At 71.0% G+C, this 19,139-nt stretch carries 16 protein-coding genes; 6 read left to right on the plus strand and 10 right to left on the minus strand.

The features are described from left to right. Positions 1 to 34 precede the first annotated feature (34 nt). From ACZ592_RS14320 to ACZ592_RS14330, 3 genes are all read right to left on the minus strand, one after another. Positions 35 to 1,066 carry a chitinase gene (locus ACZ592_RS14320; RefSeq protein WP_471581815.1) on the minus strand — a complete coding sequence of 344 codons (1,032 nt, stop codon included), beginning with the start codon at positions 1,064 to 1,066 and terminating at the stop codon, positions 35 to 37. A gap of 140 nt (positions 1,067 to 1,206) precedes the next feature. Further along, positions 1,207 to 1,599 (minus strand): hypothetical protein, encoded by a 393-nt coding sequence (locus ACZ592_RS14325; RefSeq protein ID WP_471581816.1) that lies wholly within the window; start codon positions 1,597 to 1,599, stop codon positions 1,207 to 1,209. Between the two features lie 10 nt (positions 1,600 to 1,609). Further along, positions 1,610 to 1,750 (minus strand): hypothetical protein, encoded by a 141-nt coding sequence (locus ACZ592_RS14330; protein WP_471581817.1) that lies wholly within the window; start codon positions 1,748 to 1,750, stop codon positions 1,610 to 1,612. 260 nt (positions 1,751 to 2,010) lie between these two features. Here ACZ592_RS14330 and ACZ592_RS14335 point away from each other — a divergent pair, with 260 nt between their 5' ends. Next, the gene (locus ACZ592_RS14335; RefSeq protein WP_471581818.1) at positions 2,011 to 2,883 is read left to right on the plus strand and encodes an aldo/keto reductase; all 873 of its coding nucleotides are present in this window, start codon (positions 2,011 to 2,013) and stop codon (positions 2,881 to 2,883) included. 172 nt (positions 2,884 to 3,055) lie between these two features. On the opposite strand, the gene ACZ592_RS14340 is transcribed toward ACZ592_RS14335, so the two are convergent. The 3 genes from ACZ592_RS14340 to ACZ592_RS14350 form a co-directional block, all read right to left on the minus strand. Then, positions 3,056 to 3,982 carry a class I SAM-dependent methyltransferase gene (locus ACZ592_RS14340; protein ID WP_471581819.1) on the minus strand — a complete coding sequence of 309 codons (927 nt, stop codon included), beginning with the start codon at positions 3,980 to 3,982 and terminating at the stop codon, positions 3,056 to 3,058. A 145-nt stretch (positions 3,983 to 4,127) separates the two neighbouring features. Next, positions 4,128 to 4,868 (minus strand): class I SAM-dependent methyltransferase, encoded by a 741-nt coding sequence (locus ACZ592_RS14345; RefSeq protein WP_471581820.1) that lies wholly within the window; start codon positions 4,866 to 4,868, stop codon positions 4,128 to 4,130. 6 nt (positions 4,869 to 4,874) lie between these two features. Then, the gene (locus tag ACZ592_RS14350) at positions 4,875 to 5,180 is read right to left on the minus strand and encodes a 4a-hydroxytetrahydrobiopterin dehydratase (RefSeq protein WP_471581821.1); all 306 of its coding nucleotides are present in this window, start codon (positions 5,178 to 5,180) and stop codon (positions 4,875 to 4,877) included. Between the two features lie 71 nt (positions 5,181 to 5,251). Between ACZ592_RS14350 and ACZ592_RS14355 the strand changes: the two genes are divergently transcribed. Continuing rightward, positions 5,252 to 6,103: a helix-turn-helix domain-containing protein gene (locus tag ACZ592_RS14355; RefSeq protein ID WP_471581822.1), complete on the plus strand. Its 852-nt coding sequence runs from the start codon at positions 5,252 to 5,254 to the stop codon at positions 6,101 to 6,103. A gap of 42 nt (positions 6,104 to 6,145) precedes the next feature. On the opposite strand, the gene ACZ592_RS14360 is transcribed toward ACZ592_RS14355, so the two are convergent. From ACZ592_RS14360 to ACZ592_RS14370, 3 genes are all read right to left on the minus strand, one after another. Next, positions 6,146 to 8,182, minus strand: coding sequence for a hypothetical protein (locus tag ACZ592_RS14360; protein ID WP_471581823.1), 2,037 nt, complete (start codon positions 8,180 to 8,182; stop codon positions 6,146 to 6,148). A gap of 40 nt (positions 8,183 to 8,222) precedes the next feature. Then, positions 8,223 to 9,464, minus strand: a complete 1,242-nt coding sequence (locus ACZ592_RS14365; RefSeq protein ID WP_471581824.1) for an ATP-grasp domain-containing protein — start codon at positions 9,462 to 9,464, stop codon at positions 8,223 to 8,225. A 152-nt stretch (positions 9,465 to 9,616) separates the two neighbouring features. Continuing rightward, on the minus strand, positions 9,617 to 10,045 hold the full coding sequence (locus ACZ592_RS14370) for a hypothetical protein (RefSeq protein ID WP_471581825.1): 429 nt from the start codon (positions 10,043 to 10,045) through the stop codon (positions 9,617 to 9,619). Positions 10,046 to 10,519: 474 nt separating this feature from the next. On the opposite strand from ACZ592_RS14370, the gene ACZ592_RS14375 reads away from it, so the two are divergent. From ACZ592_RS14375 to narI, 4 genes are read left to right on the plus strand one after another with little or no spacing between them, the layout of a single operon-like run. Further along, the gene (locus ACZ592_RS14375; RefSeq protein WP_471581826.1) at positions 10,520 to 14,203 is read left to right on the plus strand and encodes a nitrate reductase subunit alpha; all 3,684 of its coding nucleotides are present in this window, start codon (positions 10,520 to 10,522) and stop codon (positions 14,201 to 14,203) included. Position 14,204: 1 nt separating this feature from the next. After that, a complete protein-coding gene (narH, locus tag ACZ592_RS14380; protein WP_471581827.1) occupies positions 14,205 to 15,836 on the plus strand; it encodes a nitrate reductase subunit beta in 1,632 nt (543 codons plus the stop codon). After that, on the plus strand, positions 15,833 to 16,411 hold the full coding sequence (gene narJ / locus ACZ592_RS14385) for a nitrate reductase molybdenum cofactor assembly chaperone (RefSeq protein ID WP_471581828.1): 579 nt from the start codon (positions 15,833 to 15,835) through the stop codon (positions 16,409 to 16,411). The genes narH and narJ overlap by 4 nt, the downstream gene beginning before the upstream one ends. Then, positions 16,408 to 17,130: a respiratory nitrate reductase subunit gamma gene (narI, locus tag ACZ592_RS14390; protein WP_471581829.1), complete on the plus strand. Its 723-nt coding sequence runs from the start codon at positions 16,408 to 16,410 to the stop codon at positions 17,128 to 17,130. Before narJ ends, narI begins: the two co-directional genes overlap by 4 nt. A 54-nt stretch (positions 17,131 to 17,184) precedes the next feature. On the opposite strand, the gene dnaK is transcribed toward narI, so the two are convergent. Beyond that, positions 17,185 to 19,083, minus strand: a complete 1,899-nt coding sequence (gene dnaK / locus ACZ592_RS14395) for a molecular chaperone DnaK (RefSeq protein ID WP_471581830.1) — start codon at positions 19,081 to 19,083, stop codon at positions 17,185 to 17,187. Positions 19,084 to 19,139: the final 56 nt, after the last annotated feature.

Consider the following 19,139-nt stretch of genomic DNA (forward strand, 5'->3'; position numbering starts at 1 on the left):
TCCTTGCCGCGGCGTCCGGGCCCCTGCCTCCGCGTCAGCCGCCGTACTGCGCGACGATCTTGGTGAACTCGTACGGCGACTGCGCGATGCCGCTGCAGGAATCCCCCGCGCTGCCGCCGGAACCGCAGTCGCGGTCACGGTTGACGGCCCAGTAGGCGTACCGGGCGATGTGGTGCTGCTGGGCGTACGCGAGGATCTTCTTGAAGTCGGCCGTGGTCACCGTCTCGCCTGCCACGTCGGTCTTGCCGTTCATGGAGGAGATCCCGGTGTGCTGGTACGCGTCGGCGTCGCTGTAGCCGTAGGCGCTCTTGACCGCGGCCTTGAGGCCTTCCATGGCGCTGACGGAGGCGTCGCCCATGGTGCCGCTGTGCCCGCCGAAGTCGAACGGCATGATCACCCAGGCGTCGTTGGTGAGGCCGGCGGCGGCGCCGCGCTTGATGAGGTCCTTGCCGGTGGCGTCGGGGCCGCTGGGGGTGGTGCCCATGGTGACGTAGGTGACGATGCCCGGGTTCTTCGTCTTGACGATCTTCAGGGCGTCGACGACGCGCTGCCGCACGGTGGGGTTGTTGAATTCGGTGTCCTCGATGTCGATGTCGAAGGCCTTCAGCTTGTAGGCGTCGATGACCTTTTGGTAGGCGCCCGCGAGCGCGGAGGCGCTGGCGCACTTCTCGCCGAGCTTGGCCCCGCTCCAACCGCCGACGGAGACGACGATGTCTCCGCCGGCGCCGCGTATGGACGTGATGGCCGCCTCGTCGGAGCCGCCCTTCAGCGGGCGGCTGCCGTCCCAGGCCGGGTTGCAGCCGCCGTCGGAGAGGATGAAGGCGAGCGTGAACCACTTGACGCCGGTCGCGGCCATCACGTCGGTGGGCTTCTGCGGGTTGCCCCAGCCGAGGTACTCGTAGGGGGCGGCGTGGATGGTGCCGGAGGCCAGGGCGGCGGGGGCCTGGGCGGGGGTCGGCGCGGCCTGCGCGGACGGCTCGGCCGCCAGGGTCAGCGCGGCGGCGCCGGTCAGCGCGCCGGCGGTGGCCAGTGCGGCGGTGACTCTGCGGGGTGATCGCGATGCCATCGGATTCCTCTCTGCAATGTCAGGAAGCCTTCCTGACAGTCGTGGGGCGTACGGGCCCGAAGGCCCTTACGGGTGGGTGGTGCGTACGGGGTGCGGCAGAAGGGGAGGTACGGGGAGGTACGGGGGCACTGAGGCGTCGGCTAGTGGGGTGCCGTGCCGGTGGCGTGCGTGCGGTACGCGCAGCGCGGCGGGTCGTCCGCGGGGGCGCGCGCGCCGTCCACCCGGGCGCGGACCGTCGCGCGGTCGGGCGAGCGGTGGCAGGCGGGGTCCGTGCGTGCGGCGCCGCCGGTCAGGGCGTACGCCTGACAGCGGCAGCCACCGAGGTCGGCGGTGTGCGGCCCGCTGCCGTACCAGCGGCCCTCGTCGGCGTGGACAGCGAGTGCGGCGTGGACGGCGTGGACGGCGAGTGCGGCGAGCGCGGCGGGCCGGCGGCGGCGCTCCGGGTGGGCGCGGCCCCCGGTGCGGCCGGGGCGCGCGCAGTTCCCCCGGGGCAGTCCGCCGCCCGCCGCGGTGCCGGACTCCTGCAGCAGCATGGCGGCGGGCCTACCGGCCGGCGAGGCGGCAGGCGGTGACGTCGAGGGCGGTCTCGACGACCTCGTACGCGGGTGTCTGCCGGCCGGTGGTGCCGGCGTCGTCCCCCCGCACGGGCTCGTGGGCCGGCTTCTCCTGGTCGGTGCGGTGCATGACGCCGCCTTTCCTGAAAGAGGTGGGGTTTCAGGACCACATCACAGGGACACAGGACTACCCGTGTGCTTGCAGCGTTCACATAGGTGTCCCGCGTTCAGCGATGTGCCATAGCGTCGCGGCATGACGGGACACCGTCAATGGTACGGACCGATCGGATGTCGGCACCGGCGCTGCATCCGGCCATTGGGCGGGCGGTCCACGGCCGATCCGCCGCGCGGCCACGGCCAGGAATGCGGCACGGCCGCTGATCGTTGACCATGGACAGATACACCCGACGACTTAAGGATCGAAAGCTCGTGAGCAAGGTTCCCCCGATCATCCTGAACAACGGCATCGAGATGCCCCAGCTCGGCTTCGGCCTGTGGCAGGTTCCGGACGACGAGGCCGAGAAGGCCGTCGCGCAGGCCCTGGAGGCCGGGTACCGCAGCATCGACACCGCAGCCGTGTACGGCAACGAGGAGGGCGCCGGCAAGGCGATCGCGGCGTCCGGCGTGGCCCGCGAGGACCTGTTCGTCACGACGAAGCTCTGGAACAGCGACCAGGGCTTCGACGCGACGCTGCGCGCCTTCGACACCTCGCTGGACAAGCTCGGCCTCGACTACGTGGACCTGTACCTGATCCACTGGCCGCTCCCCTCCAAGGACTCCTACGTCGACACGTACAAGGCCTTCGAGAAGATCAACGCCGACGGCCGCGCCAAGGCCATCGGCGTCTCGAACTTCCTGCCGGAGCACCTGGAGCGCCTGATCTCCGAGACGTCGGTCATCCCCGCCGTCAACCAGATCGAGCTGCACCCCTACCTCCAGCAGCGCGCCTCGCGCGAGTTCCACGCCGAGCAGGGCATCGCCACCGAGGCGTGGTCGCCGATCGGCCAGGGCAAGGGCCTCCTGGAGGTCCCGGCGATCATCGCCATCGCGCAGAAGCACGGGCAGACCCCCGCCCAGGTCGTTCTCCGCTGGCACATCCAGCTGGGCAACGTCGTGATCCCCAAGTCCGTGACGCCGTCGCGGATCAAGGAGAACATCGACGTCTTCGGCTTCGAGCTCGACCCCGAGGACATGGCGGCGATCTCGGCGCTGAACGAGGACCGGCGTCTGGGTCCCGACCCGGCGACGTTCGACGTCTCCTGACGTCCGGGCCGCCCCACGAGGCGGCTCCGCGGGCCCGTTCGCCCGCCCTTCGGGGCTGCGCGGACGGGCCCGTTCTCATGGGCCGGGCCCCCATGCGTCCGGGGTGCCGCACAAGCCTCAACAGGCCTGCGGGGACATGCCTGTTGACGGAACATCACACCTGTGACCGCCGCTACGCCTCCTTGACCGCCACGTGCACGGTCTGCGCCGACAGCAGGAACAGGTCGGGGCGCCGGTGCAGGCTCTGCGGGTCGTCCGCGTCCAGGAGGCGGTCGAAGGTGGCGAGGTCGTCGGTGGCCATGCGGCCCTCGTGTATCTCGCGACGGCGGGTGACCTCCTCCACCAGGTGGGCGCGGGCGTCCTCCGTCAGCGGCGCGGGCAGGTCGAGGAGGAAACTGCGGGTGGCCTCGTACCGCAGGCCCGCACCGGTGAGGAGGGCGGGCCAGTCCTCCGTGGCGTCCTTCGCGCCGGCGAGACCCGCGCGCATCCCGGCGAACCACTCCTCGTCGGCCGCCGCCACGCGGGCGAGGAGTCCCGGGCGGCCGATGCCGATGTCGCGGGGCAGGTAACGGGCGCCGAGACCACCCTCCAGGAGGGCGATGGCGCCGCCGGGCGCGAGGCGCTCGGCGAGGGCCGCCAGCGCGGCGCCTTGGTCGCCGACGTGGTGCAGGGACTTGCACAGCCAGAGCAGGTCGGCCCGCGGCACGTCGCCCAGGTCTTCGGGGAGCTCGGCGCGCACGGTGTCGAACCGGCCGGTCAGGCCCTCGCGTGCCGCGCGGTCACGGGCCCGCTCCAGGAGGGGCTCCTCCGGGTCCGCCGCCACGATCCGCGCCCCGGGGAAGGCCTCGGCGAGCAGGAACGAGAGGGCGCCCGGGCCGCTGCCGACGTCGACGACGACGCCGGGTTCGGGGACCCAGCGGCGCAGCCAGCCGGCCACTTCGCCGTACAGGGGCGCGGCGACCCGCGCGTAGCGCTCCAGCATGGCGCCCATGGCGGCCCAGTCCATGTCACCGTCAGGACCGTGCCCGTGGCCGTGTCCGTGACCATGTCCGTGGCTCTGCCCGTGCTGGTACCGACCCTGCCCCTGTTGCTGCCCCATCGTCTTCCGCCGCCTTCCGGTGCGTCCGCCGTCCTGGTGTGTGGACAGGGGCCAGCCTGCTCCCCGCTCGCGGTTTTCGACCATCGGCCTTGCCATTCCCGCAAAAAATTCCTTCGGGACGGGCCCGCGGGCGGACAGCGCGGGCTCAGTGCCGCTTGCGGTACGCGCGCAGGCCGAACAGCGGATCGGGGCGCGGGACCTCCTGGTCGGGGAGCTCCGCGAGCCCGGCCGCGAGCCGCTCGGCCAGCGCGCTGCCGGGCGGGACCTGGGTGAACCATCCGCGCCGCAGGTCCTCGACCGTGGAGCGGGGCGAGCGGCCCTGGCCGTGGCCGCGGAAGCGGGCCCGTCCCGCCGCCGCGAGCCCGTGCTCGGCGGCGTACGCGTCGACGGCCTCGACGCGGTCGACCGCGGGCGGCACCGGGCGCGGCGCCAGCACGGCGTCGATGTCGCTGCGCACGTCGTGCGAGGCCGCCTTGTCCACGGTGGTGACGAAGACGCCGCCGGGCCGCAGGACACGCGCACACTCGGCGACGACCGCGGCCGTCTCCTCGGACCCCGACAGCAGATGCAGCAGCCACACGGCGCTCACCGCGTCGAAGGACCCGTCGGGAAAGGGAAGTTGACGGCTGTCGCCGAGTACGACGGCGCCCGGTATCCGGTCCGCCGCCATCCGGGCCATGCGGTGCGCGGCATCCACCCCGGTGACCCGCAGCCCCGGCCGCTCGGCGAGGCACCGGGTGACCAGGCCCGTTCCGCAGGCGACGTCGAGCAGCGTGCCGGCGTCCGCGGGCAGCAGGCCGAGCACCGCGGCAGCGGCGGCCCCGGCGCGGGGCTCACCGCCGCGTGAGGCGTCGTACCGGTCGGCTTCCTTGCTGTAGTCGAGCACCCGCAGTCACTCCGCGCCGTGTGCGGTGGCCAACTTCTCCACCCGGCGGGCAAGTTCGAAGTCGAGGTCGGTGAGGGCGCCGCCCGCGCTGTGCGTGTGCACGGCCAGCGCGACGGTGTTGTAGCCGAGCGTCAGGTCGGAGTGGTGGCCGAGTTCTTCCTGCGTCCGCGCGATGTGGACGACCAGGCCGGTGGCCGCGAAGTGCGAGTCCAGCCGGTAGGAGCGGGTGATCCGGTCGCCCTCCACGGACCAGCCGGGCAGCTCGGCGAGGCGCTCCTCGACGTCCTTCTGCGAAAGCGGTTCGGGGGTCATGGCCACACTCCTTTGACTGTGTCGGTCTCGCGGCTCACCTTGCCACACACCGTTTCGATTACCGTCTCCGTATGACAACCGTCGCGCCCGGCAAGGGGAGCACCAGAGGCAAGGCCAAGGGGGGCGCCGCCGAGCACGCCTCGGGAGTGGGGCCGCTGCTGCGCGGCTGGCGCGAGCGGCGCCGGGTCAGCCAGCTGGAGCTGGCCCTGCGCGCCGACTCCTCCGCGCGGCACATCAGCTTCGTCGAGACGGGCCGCTCGCGGCCGAGCGAGGAGTTCCTGCTGCGCCTCGCCGACCATCTCGACGTGCCGGTGCGGGAGCGCAACTCCCTGCTCCTTGCGGCCGGTTACGCGCCCCGCTTCCGCGAGACCGCGCTGGACGACCCCTCGATGGGCGTGCTGCGCGAGGGCCTGGAACAGCTCCTGGCGGGCTACGAGCCCTATCCGGCGCTGGTCGTCGACGCGACGTACGGCGTGGTCGCGGCGAACCGGGGGATCGCGATGATGCTCGACGGCATCCCCGAGCACCTCCTGGCCCCCTCCCCGAACGCGATGCGGCTGACGCTGCACCCGGAGGGCCTCGCCCCGCGGATCCGCAACCTGCGGGAGTGGCGGGGGCACCTGCTGCACCAGATGGAGCGGCAGATCGCGCTGCGGCGCTCCGACGCGCTGCGGGCGGTGTACGAGGAGGTGGCCGCGTATCCGGTGACGGATCCCGGCGTGGACGCCTGCGAGGCCGGCACGGACGTGCCCTACTTCGCGCTGCCCCTGCGGATCGAGCACGAGGGACACGTACTGTCCTTCATCTCCTCGATCTCGACGTTCAACACGCCCATGGACGTGACGGTCGCCGAGCTGGCCATCGAGACTCTGCTCCCGGCCGACCCGGCGACCGCCAAGTACCTGCGGACACACCTGCCCTAGGGGCCGTCCCGGCGCCCGTCCCGCAAGATCTGGAGGCCTGGGTCACCGCCTCGTGGGCCCTTCGAGGGCCTGCAGCATCCCCCCGGGCAGCCGGTCGTCGCCCCAGCTGCGCTCGATGTAGCCGACGATCCGCGCGATGTCCTCGGCGGGCACCCGTTCCGGCGCACCGTGTTCGAGCGGGTCGGCGTGGAAGATGTAGAGCCGCGAGGCGAACTGGTCGAACGGCAGCGAGGCCTCGCCGAACCGCTCGCCGTTGCCCGCCGTGGAGACGACGACGCCGTCGCCCCAGTCCTGGCCGCTGTCGTTGTTCGGGTTGAAGAAGTACACGCGCATGACGTCCTGCGGGTCCCGCGCGACCCGCAGGATCGTGATCGCGTGCCAGCCGATGTAGCGGGCCGCGCTGTCGGTGACGGCGACACCGGCCGGCTGCGGGTGGATCAGCGGCTGCTCGCCGTTGTAGGACGGGTGGTAGCTGGCGTGGAACTGTCGCAGGAACGCGTCCAGGTCGACCAGGTTTCCGGTCGCGACGTCCACGTTGATGTGGAACTCGCGGGCCGTCCACCAGCCGTGGAACTCGGGGTTGACCCACCGGTGCGGATCCCCGGGCCGGTCGGCGCAGCGCCTGCCCATCTCGGCGTAGATCCGGTCCAGGTGGGGCACCACGAGCAGCGACACGGGGTCCAGGTCGAGAGGCAGCGTACTCGCGACTCCGGTCGCACTGTCCTTCGACGAGATCGGCTGCCCCTCGAAGTGCATGAGGATCTCGTCGTCGCGGGCGGCCCAGACGACCACTTGCAGCAGGTAGTCCGGGTCGTTGTAGGCCCACATCGACAGCGCGCGGGCCGACTGGCAGGTGGGGTTGTCGCCCTGGCCGACGCCGAGCGGCAGGCCCAGCATCGAGAGCACGCCCGCGACAAGGCGCGCCCGCGGCCCCGGCGTCTCGCCGAAGATCGTCGTCAGGCGTTCGCGCGCGACCGGGGAGAGCTCGAGCGCCAGCTGGCGCCAGAGCGCGGGCACCACCGGCGGCTCGTAGAGGATGCCGCGGTCGAGCAGGAGCGCAAGGCCGTAGATGCACTGCGCGGTCTGCGGGTGCACGGCCACCTCGATCAGCCGGTGCACCAGTTGGCTGTAGCGCAGCAGGCAGTTCCGGCCGGTGTCGGACAGACCCAGCGCCTCACCGACGAGGTAGAGGTGGTCGCTCCCGCTCAGGAGGAAACGAAGCAGTTCCGCGTGGTACGGCGACACGAGGCCGGTGTCGTGCATCGCCCGTGCGAACCCCGTCGCCTCGTACTGCAGGCCGCCGGTGTCCATCGCCTCGAGCCGGGAGCGGAAGACCTCGATGCCCGGGTCGTCCCGGCACGCCTCGGTGGTCCCGAACAGGCTCGTGATGAGCCGGTCGATGCCCTGCCCCGACGACACACCGAGGGCGACGTCGGGATCGTTGCGGTAGACCGAGATCCGGGTGATCAGGGACTGCACCGCCTCGACCTGGATGGGACGCTGGCGCAGGATCCGCCAGATCTCGTCGACCAGGTTGTCCAGGACGCTGTCGTAACCGATCTCGTCCGCGAGGTGGCGGAACAGGTCCCGGACGAGCTGCGCGGTCCGCCCCCGCTCGGTTCGCTCCGCCTCGCCGGGCGTGCTGAACAGCAGCTCCAGGTTGGTTGCCAGTACCTGGGACAGGAAGTGGCGGGCGTCCTCGGCGGGCAGCGTCGGATGGACGAAGTCACCGCGGGCGACCGCGAGCATCCGCAGCTCGCTGACCGCCTCCAGGACGACGGTGTCCGTGTCCGCGCTCTGCAGGCTCCCGCTGACCAGCGCCGGGAGGAGGATCTCCGGTGATGCCCAGTCCGTCCCCCGGAAGAGCCCGGCCTCCTCCAGGGCCTGCGCCCTGCCCTGGACCGCAGCGACGCCGCCCGGCTGCGTGAGCACTCGCCGCAGTGCTTCCAGGACCCGCCGCAGCTTCGTGTGCTTCCCGAAGTCGCGGGTTTCGGCCATGGCCTGGATGGCGTCGTCGAGTGAGGTCACGCGCTTGTCCAGCGTCGTGACGTCACCGCTGACGTCGACGGTCGGTTTCAAAGGTGTTCCCTCGGGTTGGTCTCCTGCGTCCACGGAGCCGTCAGACGTAGAAGTCGAGCTCTTCCTGCTTCTTCAACAGATCGCGCATCCGGTAGGGGTCATCACCAAAGAAGTACACCAGCCCCCAGTGGGTGCCGAACGCGGTCCTTTTGGTGACGGTCTCCTCGACCGGTGCCGAGAGGTCGTGCGACTCGTAGTAGTCGTCGTCCTCGGTCTCCTGCGGGATCTCCAGCTCGCTGACGACGCGGCGGCGCGGGTAGACACCGAAGCAGCCCGCGACCCCGGACGCGTCGACGACCTCACGCGGGAAGAAGGCGTCGATCTCCTCCTCGGTCGTCTTCGGGTCGAAGGCCAGCACCAGCCCCTGGTAGGCGTTGAAGCCGTAGGCCCGCTCCAGCAGCTCGAACACCTTGAAGCCCGGCGGCCGGTAGGCGACTTCGCCGAAGTACATCTCGCCGTCACTGGTGACGAAATACTCCGGGTGCACGAAGCCGAACTCGATGTCGAACGCCTTGATGAGCTTCTCGATCTGCGCCGTGATCTGTGGGCGGTACCGCTCAAGTTCCGGCGTCGCCGGCACGAACACCGAATATCCGAGCGTGACGTATTCGGAGATGTTGAGGAACTTGATCTTCCCGTCGTGCACCCACGCCTCTACCGCGAACTCCCAGCCGTCCAGGTGGGATTCCATGAGGACCGGGAACTCCTCGTCGGGAATCGTGTCGACCTCGTCGGGAGTGCGGATGACCCGGTGCCCGAGGCATCCGGCCTTGTCGAACGCCTTGAGATGGATCGGGTCGTTCGGGTCACCGTCCAGCTTGAGCAGGGTCTGGTTGACGCGCTTGAGGAAGCGGGTCACGTCCTCCCGGTCGTGGGCCTCCTCGAAGATTCCGACCCGGATGCCGCCGAGTTGGGCACGGCGCTTCATCAGCGCCTTGTCCCTCAGCAGCATGGCCTGACCGTACAGTCGCGGGTTGTCCAGCAGAACGGAGTTGATCGCGCCCGCCCATTCGACCGTCTCCTCGTACAGCGGGATCGCGACGTCGACACCCGCGTCCTTGAGTGTCTCGGCGATCTCCATGGAGCGGTCGTTGAGTCGCTCGAAATTCCACGGCACGTACGGAATGTCGTGGTCGAGGCAGTACTTCTCGGCCCATTCCGGGGCCACGACGACGTACCGCCGGTCGAACCGGTCCAGGGCTTCCACCGCGTTGAGACTCCAGCCAAGAAGCGCCACGTAGCCCTTGTCCGGATTCTTGGTTACCGGTTCGCCCTGTGTCATGAATCGTCTCTCCCATCGACGTGTGCGGTCGTCAAAGGCATGGCCGGCACGACCGGGCCCGGCGATCCGCCTCGCAGGGGCCTCCTGCCCGCGCACATGCACCTCATTCCTGCGCACGGAAACCGAGGCGGCAGGTGCACGCGGGCCGGCGGTCAGGCCCGCAGGGCCCGCAGCGCCGCGTACTGGAGTGCCGCGAAGGCGCCCACGACCGCGGCCTGCAGCGGGATCCACACCGCGCCCGCGGTGCTCGGCGAGAGCAGGGCGAGGACGGCGACGACGCTGAGCACCGCCCAGGCGGCGTTCACCTCGACGACCGCCCGCACGGCGGCCGTCGGCGGGCTCTTGCGCGCGGCCAGGAACCCGACGCCCGCGCCGTACAGGATGAGGCCGGCGCCGAGGGCGATGAGCAGCCCCGCCTCGACGCCGAGGAGGCGCCCGAGGGGCCCGGAGACGGCGGCGTAGGCGATGCCGTTGACGCCGGTGACGACCGCGTCCAGGCCGAGGAAGCGGCGCAGCATCGTGGCCGGGTCGGTGGTGCGGGCCAGGGCGGTGAGCGGGTACGTGGATGTGGACGTGGACATGGCGGCGTACCTCCGGGAGGGGAGCAGCTTCGGTTTCCGGATCCGGTCCGGAGTGCGCCGGACCGGATCCGTTGGCCTCACTCTCCCGGGGCGGCGCCGCCCGGTCGATTACCTCCTGGGTCATGCGGGACGGGCTCCGGGGGCCCGCTGCCGCCTCTGCCGCCCTCGTACCAGCTGAAGCCGACAGCCCCGAAGACGATCGCGAGCGGTCCGCGGACGGTGCTGAGGAACCTTGGACATCGCGGTCCGGCAGTGCGTGACGCCGCTCCGGGTGCCCGGGGAACAGAGCGGTGGCCGACCGGCCGGCCGTGTGCTGAGCGGTCATCCGGCCCCGGCCCCGGCGGCGGGCGGCGGGCGGCGGGCGGCGGGCGGCGAAGGGCGCGGTGGCCCCGCAACCCGTACGGCGGCTGCTGACAGGTGCCCCACCGTGCCCGCGCCTAGGTTCGGGGTGAGGCAGACCTAGGGAGCGCCACGGTGACAGAGACGACCGAGCCCGCCGCCGCCCTGTTGCGGGCGGGGAAGTTCTTCCGGCGCGGTACCGCCGCACCCGACCTGCACAGCATCGGGCTGACCGGCGGACGGGACGCGGACGCCTTCTACCGGGACCGGTGGAGCCACGACAAGGTCGTGAACTCCACGCACGGCGTGAACTGCACCGGCTCGTGCCGCTGGAAGGTGTACGTCAAGGACGGCATCATCACGTGGGAGACGCAGGCCACGGACTATCCGAGCGTCGGCCCCGACCGGCCCGAGTACGAGCCGCGCGGCTGCCCGCGGGGTGCCGCGTTCTCCTGGTACACCTACTCCCCCACCCGCGTCCGCTACCCGTACCTGCGCGGCGTCCTCCTGGAGATGTACCGGGAGGCGAAGGGCCGCCTGAAGGACCCGGTGCTCGCCTGGGCGGACATCCAGAGCGATCCGGAGCGGCGCAGGACCTACCAACAGGCGCGCGGCAAGGGCGGGTTGGTGCGGGCGAGCTGGGACGAGGCCGTCGAGATCATCGCGGCCGCGCACGTGCACACCATCAAGACGCACGGCCCCGACCGCGTCGCGGGCTTCTCCCCCATCCCGGCGATGTCGATGGTGTCGCACGCGGCCGGGGCCCGTTTCATGAGCCTCATCGGCGCGCCGATGCTCTCCTTCTACGACTGGTACGCGGACCTGCCCGTCGCCTCGCCGCAGGTCTTCGGCGACCAGACCGACGTGCCGGAGTCGGGTGACTGGTGGGACGCCGCGTATCTGATGATGTGGGGCTCCAACGTGCCGGTGACGCGGACGCCCGACGCGCACTGGATGGCCGAGGCCCGCTACCGCGGCCAGAAGGTCGTGGTCGTGGCGCCCGACTACGCCGACAACGCCAAGTTCGCCGACGAGTGGCTGCATCCGCACCCGGGCACGGACGGGGCGCTGGCCATCGCGATGGGCCACGTGATCCTGAAGGAGTTCTTCGTCGACCGGCGGACGGAGTTCTTCACCGACTACGTGCGCAAGTTCACCGACCTGCCGTTCCTGGTGACGCTGACCGAGCGCGAGGGCGCGTACGTCCCCGCCAAGTTCCTGCGCGCCACCGACCTCGGCGAGGACGGCGAGGGCGGCGAGTGGAAGACGGCCGTGCTCGACGCGAACACCGGGCGGCCCGCCGTCCCCAACGGCTCCCTGGGCTTTCGCTGGACCGAGTCGGGCAAGGGCAGGTGGAACCTGGAGCTCGGCGGCATCGAGCCGCTCCTGACCCTGCAGGGGTCCGACGTCGCGGCGGGCGTCGAGGTGCTCCTGCCCCGCTTCGACACCGAGGGCGGCACGCACGGCCAGGGCCGCGGCGAGGTCGTGCGGCGCGGGGTGCCGGCCACCCGGCTCGGCGGCCAGGACGGTCCGCTGGTCACCACGGTCTTCGATCTGCTGCTCGCGCAGTACGGCGTCGGGCGCGAGGGCCTGCCGGGCTCCTGGCCCGCATCGTACGAGGACGCCGAGGCGCCCGGCACGCCCGCCTGGCAGGAGGCCCACACCTCGGTGCCCGCCGCCAAGTGCGTGAAGATCGCCCGGGAGTTCGCCGCGACGGCCGAGAAGTCGCGGGGCCGCTGCATGATCCTGATGGGGGCGGGGACGAACCACTGGTTCCACTCCGAGACGATCTACCGCTCCTTCCTCGCGCTGCTCCAGCTCACCGGCTGCCAGGGCCGCAACGGCGGCGGCTGGGCGCACTACGTCGGGCAGGAGAAGTGCCGCCCGGCGACCGGCTGGGCGACGCTCGCGAGTGCCAACGACTGGAGCAGGCCGCCGCGGCAGATGATCGGCGCCGCGTACTGGTTCCTCAACACCGACCAGTGGCGCTACGACAGGTTCGCGGCCGACGTCCTCTCCTCGCCGCTCGGCGAGGGCCGCTTCGCGGGGATGACGGGCGCCGACTGTCTCGCCCTGTCGGCGCGCGCCGGGTGGATGCCGTCGTACCCGACGTTCGACCGCAACTCCCTCGACCTGGGCGAGACCACGGGCGACCCGGTGGCGAACGTCGTCGACGAACTCAAGGCGGGCACGCTGAAGTTCGCCTGCGAGGACCCGGACGCCCCCGAGAATTGGCCGCGCGTCCTGACGCTGTGGCGGGCCAACCTGCTCGGCTCGTCCGCGAAGGGCGCCGAGTACTTCACCAAGCACCTGCTCGGCACGCACTCCTCGCTGCGGGCCGAGGAGGCGGCGCCCGAGGAGCGTCCCTCGACGGTGACGTGGCGGGAGGAGGCGCCGGAGGGCAAGCTCGACCTGCTCGTCTCCCTCGACTTCCGCCAGACCTCCTCCACGCTGCTCTCCGACGTCGTCCTGCCCGCGGCCACCTGGTACGAGAAGCACGACCTGTCCACCACGGACATGCACCCCTACGTGCACTCCTTCACCCCGGCCGTCGACCCGCCGTGGCAGGCCCGCACCGACTTCGACACGTTCCGCGCGATCGCGGACCGCCTCAGCGAGCTGTCGGTGGACCACCTGGGCGTGCGCAAGGACGTCGTCGCCACGGCGCTGCAGCACGACACCCCGGGCGAGACGGCGCAGCCCGGCGGGGTCGTCCTGGACTGGCGCAAGGGCGAGTGCGAGGCGGTGCCGGGCAAGACGATGCCGGGGCTGACGGTCGTGGAGCGCGACTACACGGCGATCGGCGCGAAGTTCGCCTCGCTGGGTCCGCTGGTGGAGAAGCTGGGGCTGCCGGTGAAGGGCATCTCCTTCCACCCCGACCAGGAGGTCGAGGAGCTGCGCGAGCGCAACGGCGTCGTGCGCGGCGGACCCGCGGACGGCCGTCCCGCCCTGGACACCGCGATCAAGGCCGCCAACACGATCCTCGCCCTGTCCGGCACCACGAACGGCCGCCTGGCCACCCAGGGCTTCCACACCCTTGAGGCCCGCACGGGGCAGGAGATGGCGCACCTGGCGGCCGAGCACGAGGGCAAGCGCATCACGTACGCGGACACGCAGGCCGCGCCCGTCCCGGTGATCACCTCGCCGGAGTGGAGCGGCAGCGAGTCCGGCGGGCGGCGGTACACCGCGTTCACGCTCAACACCGAGCACCTCAAGCCCTGGCACACGCTCACCGGCCGCCAGCACTTCTTCATCGACCACGACTGGATGCACGAGCTGGGCGAGGCGATGCCCGTGTACCGGCCGCCGCTGGACATGAACCGCCTCTTCGGGGAACCGCGGCTCGGTCCGGACGGCGAGAAGGAGGTGACGGTCCGCTATCTCACGCCGCACAACAAGTGGTCGATCCACTCCGAGTACCAGGACAACCTCTTCATGCTGTCCCTCTCGCGCGGCGGCCAGTGCATCTGGATGGCGCCGCAGGACGCGGAGGCGATCGGTGTGCGGGACAACGACTGGATCGAGGCGGTGAACCGCAACGGCGTGGTGGTGGCCCGCGCGATCGTCTCGCACCGCATGCCGGCCGGCACGGTCTTCATGCACCACGCGCAGGAACGCACGGTGAACGTCCCCAAGGCGGAGACCAACGGCCGCCGCGGCGGCATCCACAACTCGCTGACCCGGCTGATCCTCAAGCCGTCCCATCTCATCGGCGGTTACGCGCAGTTGTCGTGGGCGTTCAACTACCTCGGTCCGACGGGCAACCAGCGCGACGAGGTGACGGTCATCCGCCGCAGGTCGCAGAAGGTGGAGTACTGACATGCGCGTCATGGCTCAGATCGCGATGGTGATGAACCTCGACAAGTGCATCGGGTGCCACACCTGCTCGGTCACCTGCAAGCAGGCGTGGACCAACCGCGACGGCATGGAGTACGTCTGGTTCAACAACGTCGAGACCCGCCCCGGGCAGGGCTATCCGCGCCGCTACGAGGACCAGGAGAAGTGGCGCGGCGGCTGGGAGCTGAACAAGCGGGGCGCCCTGAAGCTGAAGAACGGCGGCCGCGTCAAGTCGCTCCTGGGGATCTTCTCCAACCCCAAGCTGCCGGAGATCAAGGACTACTACGAGCCCTGGACGTACGAGTACAAGAACCTCACCGACGCCCCGCTCGGCGACGACTATCCGGTGGCCGAGCCGCGCTCCCTGATCAGCGGCAAGCCGATGAAGATCGAGTGGTCCTCGAACTGGGACGACAACCTCGGCGGCGCCACCGAGTACGGCGACCTCGACCCGATGGTCGCCAAGACCCGTCAACAGGCGGCCGACAAGGTGAAGTTCGCCTTCGAGCAGACCTTCATGTTCTATCTGCCCCGCATCTGCGAGCACTGCCTGAACCCGGCGTGCGTGGCGTCCTGTCCGTCCGGCGCGATGTACAAGCGCGAGGAGGACGGCATCGTCCTCGTCGACCAGGACCACTGCAGGGGCTGGCGCAAGTGCGTGACCGGCTGCCCGTACAAGAAGGTCTACTTCAACCACCGCACCGGCAAGGCCGAGAAGTGCACGATGTGCTACCCGCGCGTCGAGGTGGGCCTGCCGACCGTCTGCTCGGAGACGTGCGTGGGCCGGCTGCGCTATCTCGGCGTGATCCTTTACGACGCCGACAAGGTGACCGCGGCGGCCTCCGAGCCCGACGAACACAAGCTGTACGAGGCCCAGTTGGGCGTCTTCCTCGACCCGGAGGATCCCGAGGTGCGGCGCGCGGCCGAGCGCGACGGCATCTCGCACGAGTGGGTCGAGGCGGCCCGCCGCTCCCCCGTGCACGCCCTGATCAGCACGTACAAGGTGGCACTCCCCCTGCACCCGGAGTACCGCACGATGCCGATGGTCTGGTACATCCCGCCGCTCTCCCCCGTGGTGGACGCGCTGACGGAGACCGGGCACGACGGCGAGGACCTCGGCAACCTCTTCGGCGCGATCGACTCGCTGCGCATCCCCCTGGAGTACCTCGCGGAGATCTTCACGGCGGGCGACGTCGGCCCCGTACGGTCCTCCCTGGAGAAGCTCGCCGCGATGCGGGCGCACATGCGGGCCATCAACCTCGGTGAGCGGCCCGACGACGCGGTCGCGGAGTCGGTGGGGATGTCGGGCGCGCGGATCGAGGAGATGTACCGGCTGCTCGCCATCGCCAAGTACGAGGACCGGTACGTCATCCCGACCGCGGCCGTCGCGGACGCGCAGCGCCTGGAGGAGTCGGCGCTCCCCGACTCCTGCAGCCTCGACTACGAGGACGGTCCGGGCATGGGCGGCGACGGGCCGTTCGGCCAGGACTCGGGCCGCAAGCAGCTGCCGCTGGTGACCATCGAGAACTTCCACGCCCTGCGGGCCCGGCAGACCGCCGACGAGCAGCCCAGCGCGGCCGAGGAGGCCCACGCGGCCAAGGAGGGCGACCAGTGACACGGCACGCGGTGCTGTACCAGGCGGCGGCGCTCTGCCTGGCCTATCCGGACGACGAGTTCCGCGCACGGCTGCCGCTCCTGAAGGCCGCCGCCCCCGCGGGCCTCGACGGCTTCCTCGCCCACGCGGAGACGGCCGACCCGCGCGAACTCGCCGCGCACTACGTCCAGGTCTTCGACTTCAAGAACCGGCACAGCCTCTATCTGAGCTGGTGGCGGGACGGCGACACCCGGCGGCGCGGCATGGCCCTGGTGCGGTTCAAGGAGGTCTACCGGGAGCACGGCCTGGAGTTCTCCGGCGAGGAGCTGCCCGACTTCCTGCCCGCGGTCCTCGAGTTCTCCGCGCACGCGGGCCCGGTGCTCCTCCAGGAGCACCGCAGCGGTCTTGAGCTGCTGCGCATCTCGCTGGCCGACTTCGGCACGCCGTACGCGGCGGTCCTGGAGGCGGTGTGCGCGACGCTGCCGGGCCCCTCGCCCAAGGACCGCGCCGAGGCACAGGCGCTGGCCCGGTCCGGGCCGCCGCGCGAGGACGTCGGACTTCAGCCCTTCGCACTCATCGGGGAGCGGGAATCGTGAAAACGCTGCTGTGGGGCGTACTCCCCTACGTCGCCTTCGTCCTGCTCGTCGCGGGCACCCTCTGGCGCTACCGCTACGACAAGTTCGGCTGGACGACGCGTTCCTCCCAGGTCTACGAGTCCAAGCTCCTCAACATCGCCTCACCGATGTTCCACTACGGCATCCTCTTCGTGCTCGTGGGCCACCTGGTCGGGCTGTTCCTGCCCGAGTCGTGGACGGACAAGGTGGGCCTGAGCGAGCACACGTACCACCTGTTCTCGCTGTACGGGGGCACGGCGGCCGGGGTGCTGCTCGTCCTCGGCATCCTCCTGCTGCTCTACCGGCGGCGGACCAACACGCCGGTGTTCCGCGCCACGACCGCCAACGACAAACTGATGTACCTGGTGCTGTTCGGGGCGATCGTGCTCGGCATGGTGGCCAAGCTGACGCACGCGTCCGGCGACGGCTACAACTACCGCGAGTCCATCGCCCCGTGGGCCCGCAGCCTCTTCACGCTCCAGCCGGACATCGACCGGATGGCGGGCGTGCCGGTGCTGTACGAGATCCACGCGGTGGTGGGGATGGCGCTCATCGCGCTGGTGCCGTTCACCCGGCTCGTCCACATGTTCAGCGCCCCGGTCCAGTACCTGTTCCGGCCGTACGTCGTCTACCGCGGGCGGGACCCCGAGCGGGTGGGGTCGCGGCCGGACCGGCGGGGCTGGGAGCGGACGGGGTCGTGAGACCCCGCCCGCACCGCGGGCCGGTGGAGCCGCCCGCGCCGCGCCGCGGGCGGCCTACGCGGTGCCGCCCTTCCGGCCCTGATCCGTTCCCCCGTCCGTCCCCCGGTCCGCGCCCCTGTCGTCCTCGTCCACGATCTCCGCGTCCACCACGCCCTCCTCCGTGGTGGCTCCCGGCGCCGACTGTTCCTGCGCGGCGCCGCCGGAGTTCGCGTACATGGCCTGGCCCATCTTCTGGCTCACCGTGGCCAGTTTCTCCGCGCCGGCGCGCAGGGCCGCCGTGTCCTCCGCCCGGTTCCTGAGGGTCTCCTTCAGCTCGGCGGCCGCCGCCTCGACTTCGGTCCGGGTGTCCGCGGGGACCCGCTCCCCGTTCTCGCGCAGGAACTTCTCGGTCTGGTGGACGAGCTGCTCGGCCTGGTTGCGGGTCTCGGCGGCCTCCCGGCGCCTGCGGTCCTCCTCCGCGTGCTCCTCGGCATCGCGCACCATGCGGTTGATGTCGTCCTTGGGCAGCGCGGAGCCGCCGGTCACCGTCATGCGCTGCTCGCGCCCGGTGGCCTCGTCCTTCGCCGAGACGTGCATGATGCCGTTGGCGTCGATGTCGAAGGTGACCTCGATCTTGGGGACGCCGCGCGGGGCGGGCGGCAGGCCCGTCAGGTCGAAGACGCCGAGCTTCTTGTTGTACGCGGCGATCTCCCGCTCGCCCTGGAAGACCTGGATGCCGACCGAGGGCTGGTTGTCCTCGGCGGTGGAGAAGGTCTCCGAACGCCGGGTGGGGATGGTGGTGTTGCGCTCGATGAGCTTGGTCATGATGCCGCCCTTGGTCTCGATGCCGAGGGACAGCGGCGTCACGTCCAGGAGGAGGACGTCCTTGACGTCGCCGCGGATCACGCCGGCCTGCAGGGCCGCGCCGAGCGCCACGACCTCGTCGGGGTTGACGCCCTTGTGCGGGTCCTTGCCGGTGAGCTCCCTGACCAGGTCCGACACCGCGGGCATCCGCGTGGAGCCGCCCACCAGGATCACGTGGTCCACGGCGGCGAGCTTGACGCCCGCGTCCTTGACGGCCTGGTGGAAGGGCGCCTTGCAGCGGTCGAGCAAGTCGGCGGTCAGCTCCTGGAACTGAGCGCGGGTCAGCTTCTCGGCGAGGTGCAGCGGGCCCTCCGCCGACGCGGTGATGTAGGGCAGGTTGATGTCCGTCTCACTCGACGAGGACAGCTCGATCTTCGCCTTCTCGGCGCCCTCGCGCAGGCGCTGGAGCGCCATCTTGTCCTTGCCGAGGTCCACACCGTGGCCGTTCTTGAACTGCCGCACCAGGTGCTCGACGATGCGCTGGTCCCAGTCGTCGCCGCCGAGCTGGGTGTCGCCGTTGGTGGCCTTCACCTCGATGACGCCCTCGCCCATCTCCAGGAGCGAGACGTCGAAGGTGCCGCCGCCGAGGTCGAAGACGAGGACGGTCTGGTCGTCACCTTTGTCGAGGCCGTAGGCGAGGGCGGCCGCCGTGGGTTCGTTGACGATGCGCAGGACCTTGAGCCCGGCGATCTCGCCTGCCTCCTTGGTGGCCTGGCGCTGGGTGTCGTCGAAGTACGCGGGCACGGTGACCACCGCGTCGGTGACGTCCTCGCCCAGATAGGACTCGGCATCGCGCTTGAGCTTCTGCAGGACGCGCGCGGACAGCTCCTGCGCGGTGTAGCGGGTGCCGTCCACGGCCCCGCTCTCCGGGAAGCGCCACCCGCCGTCGCCCATGTGCCGTTTGACGGAGCGTGCCGTGCGCTCCACGTTGGTGACCGCCTGCCGCTTGGCGACCTCGCCCACCAGGACGTCGCCGTTCTTGGCGAAGGCGACGACGGAGGGGGTGGTGCGCGCACCCTCCGCGTTGGCGACGACGGTGGGCTCACCGCCCTCCAGCACGGCCACCACTGAGTTCGTCGTCCCGAGATCGATCCCGACCGCACGTGCCATGGTCCAGTCCCTTCCGCCGCGAGCCCACGTCCCCCGAATCCAGGTCTACTCCGTTC

It is taken from the genome of Streptomyces sp. NPDC040622, from assembly GCF_055593965.1.

What these genes read in the sequence shown, in the direction of transcription:
- ACZ592_RS14340 (WP_471581819.1), bottom strand. Translation starts at nt 3,982, where the DNA reads ATGGGGCAGCAACAGGGGCAGGGTCGGTACCAGCACGGGCAGAGCCAC.
- ACZ592_RS14365 (WP_471581824.1), bottom strand. Translation starts at nt 9,464, where the DNA reads ATGACACAGGGCGAACCGGTAACCAAGAATCCGGACAAGGGCTACGTG.
- ACZ592_RS14320 (WP_471581815.1), bottom strand. Translation starts at nt 1,066, where the DNA reads ATGGCATCGCGATCACCCCGCAGAGTCACCGCCGCACTGGCCACCGCC.
- ACZ592_RS14335 (WP_471581818.1), top strand. Translation starts at nt 2,011, where the DNA reads ATGGACAGATACACCCGACGACTTAAGGATCGAAAGCTCGTGAGCAAG.
- narH (WP_471581827.1), top strand. Translation starts at nt 14,205, where the DNA reads ATGCGCGTCATGGCTCAGATCGCGATGGTGATGAACCTCGACAAGTGC.
- ACZ592_RS14355 (WP_471581822.1), top strand. Translation starts at nt 5,252, where the DNA reads ATGACAACCGTCGCGCCCGGCAAGGGGAGCACCAGAGGCAAGGCCAAG.
- ACZ592_RS14350 (WP_471581821.1), bottom strand. Translation starts at nt 5,180, where the DNA reads ATGACCCCCGAACCGCTTTCGCAGAAGGACGTCGAGGAGCGCCTCGCC.
- ACZ592_RS14325 (WP_471581816.1), bottom strand. Translation starts at nt 1,599, where the DNA reads ATGCTGCTGCAGGAGTCCGGCACCGCGGCGGGCGGCGGACTGCCCCGG.
- dnaK (WP_471581830.1), bottom strand. Translation starts at nt 19,083, where the DNA reads ATGGCACGTGCGGTCGGGATCGATCTCGGGACGACGAACTCAGTGGTG.
- ACZ592_RS14370 (WP_471581825.1), bottom strand. Translation starts at nt 10,045, where the DNA reads ATGTCCACGTCCACATCCACGTACCCGCTCACCGCCCTGGCCCGCACC.
- ACZ592_RS14330 (WP_471581817.1), bottom strand. Translation starts at nt 1,750, where the DNA reads ATGCACCGCACCGACCAGGAGAAGCCGGCCCACGAGCCCGTGCGGGGG.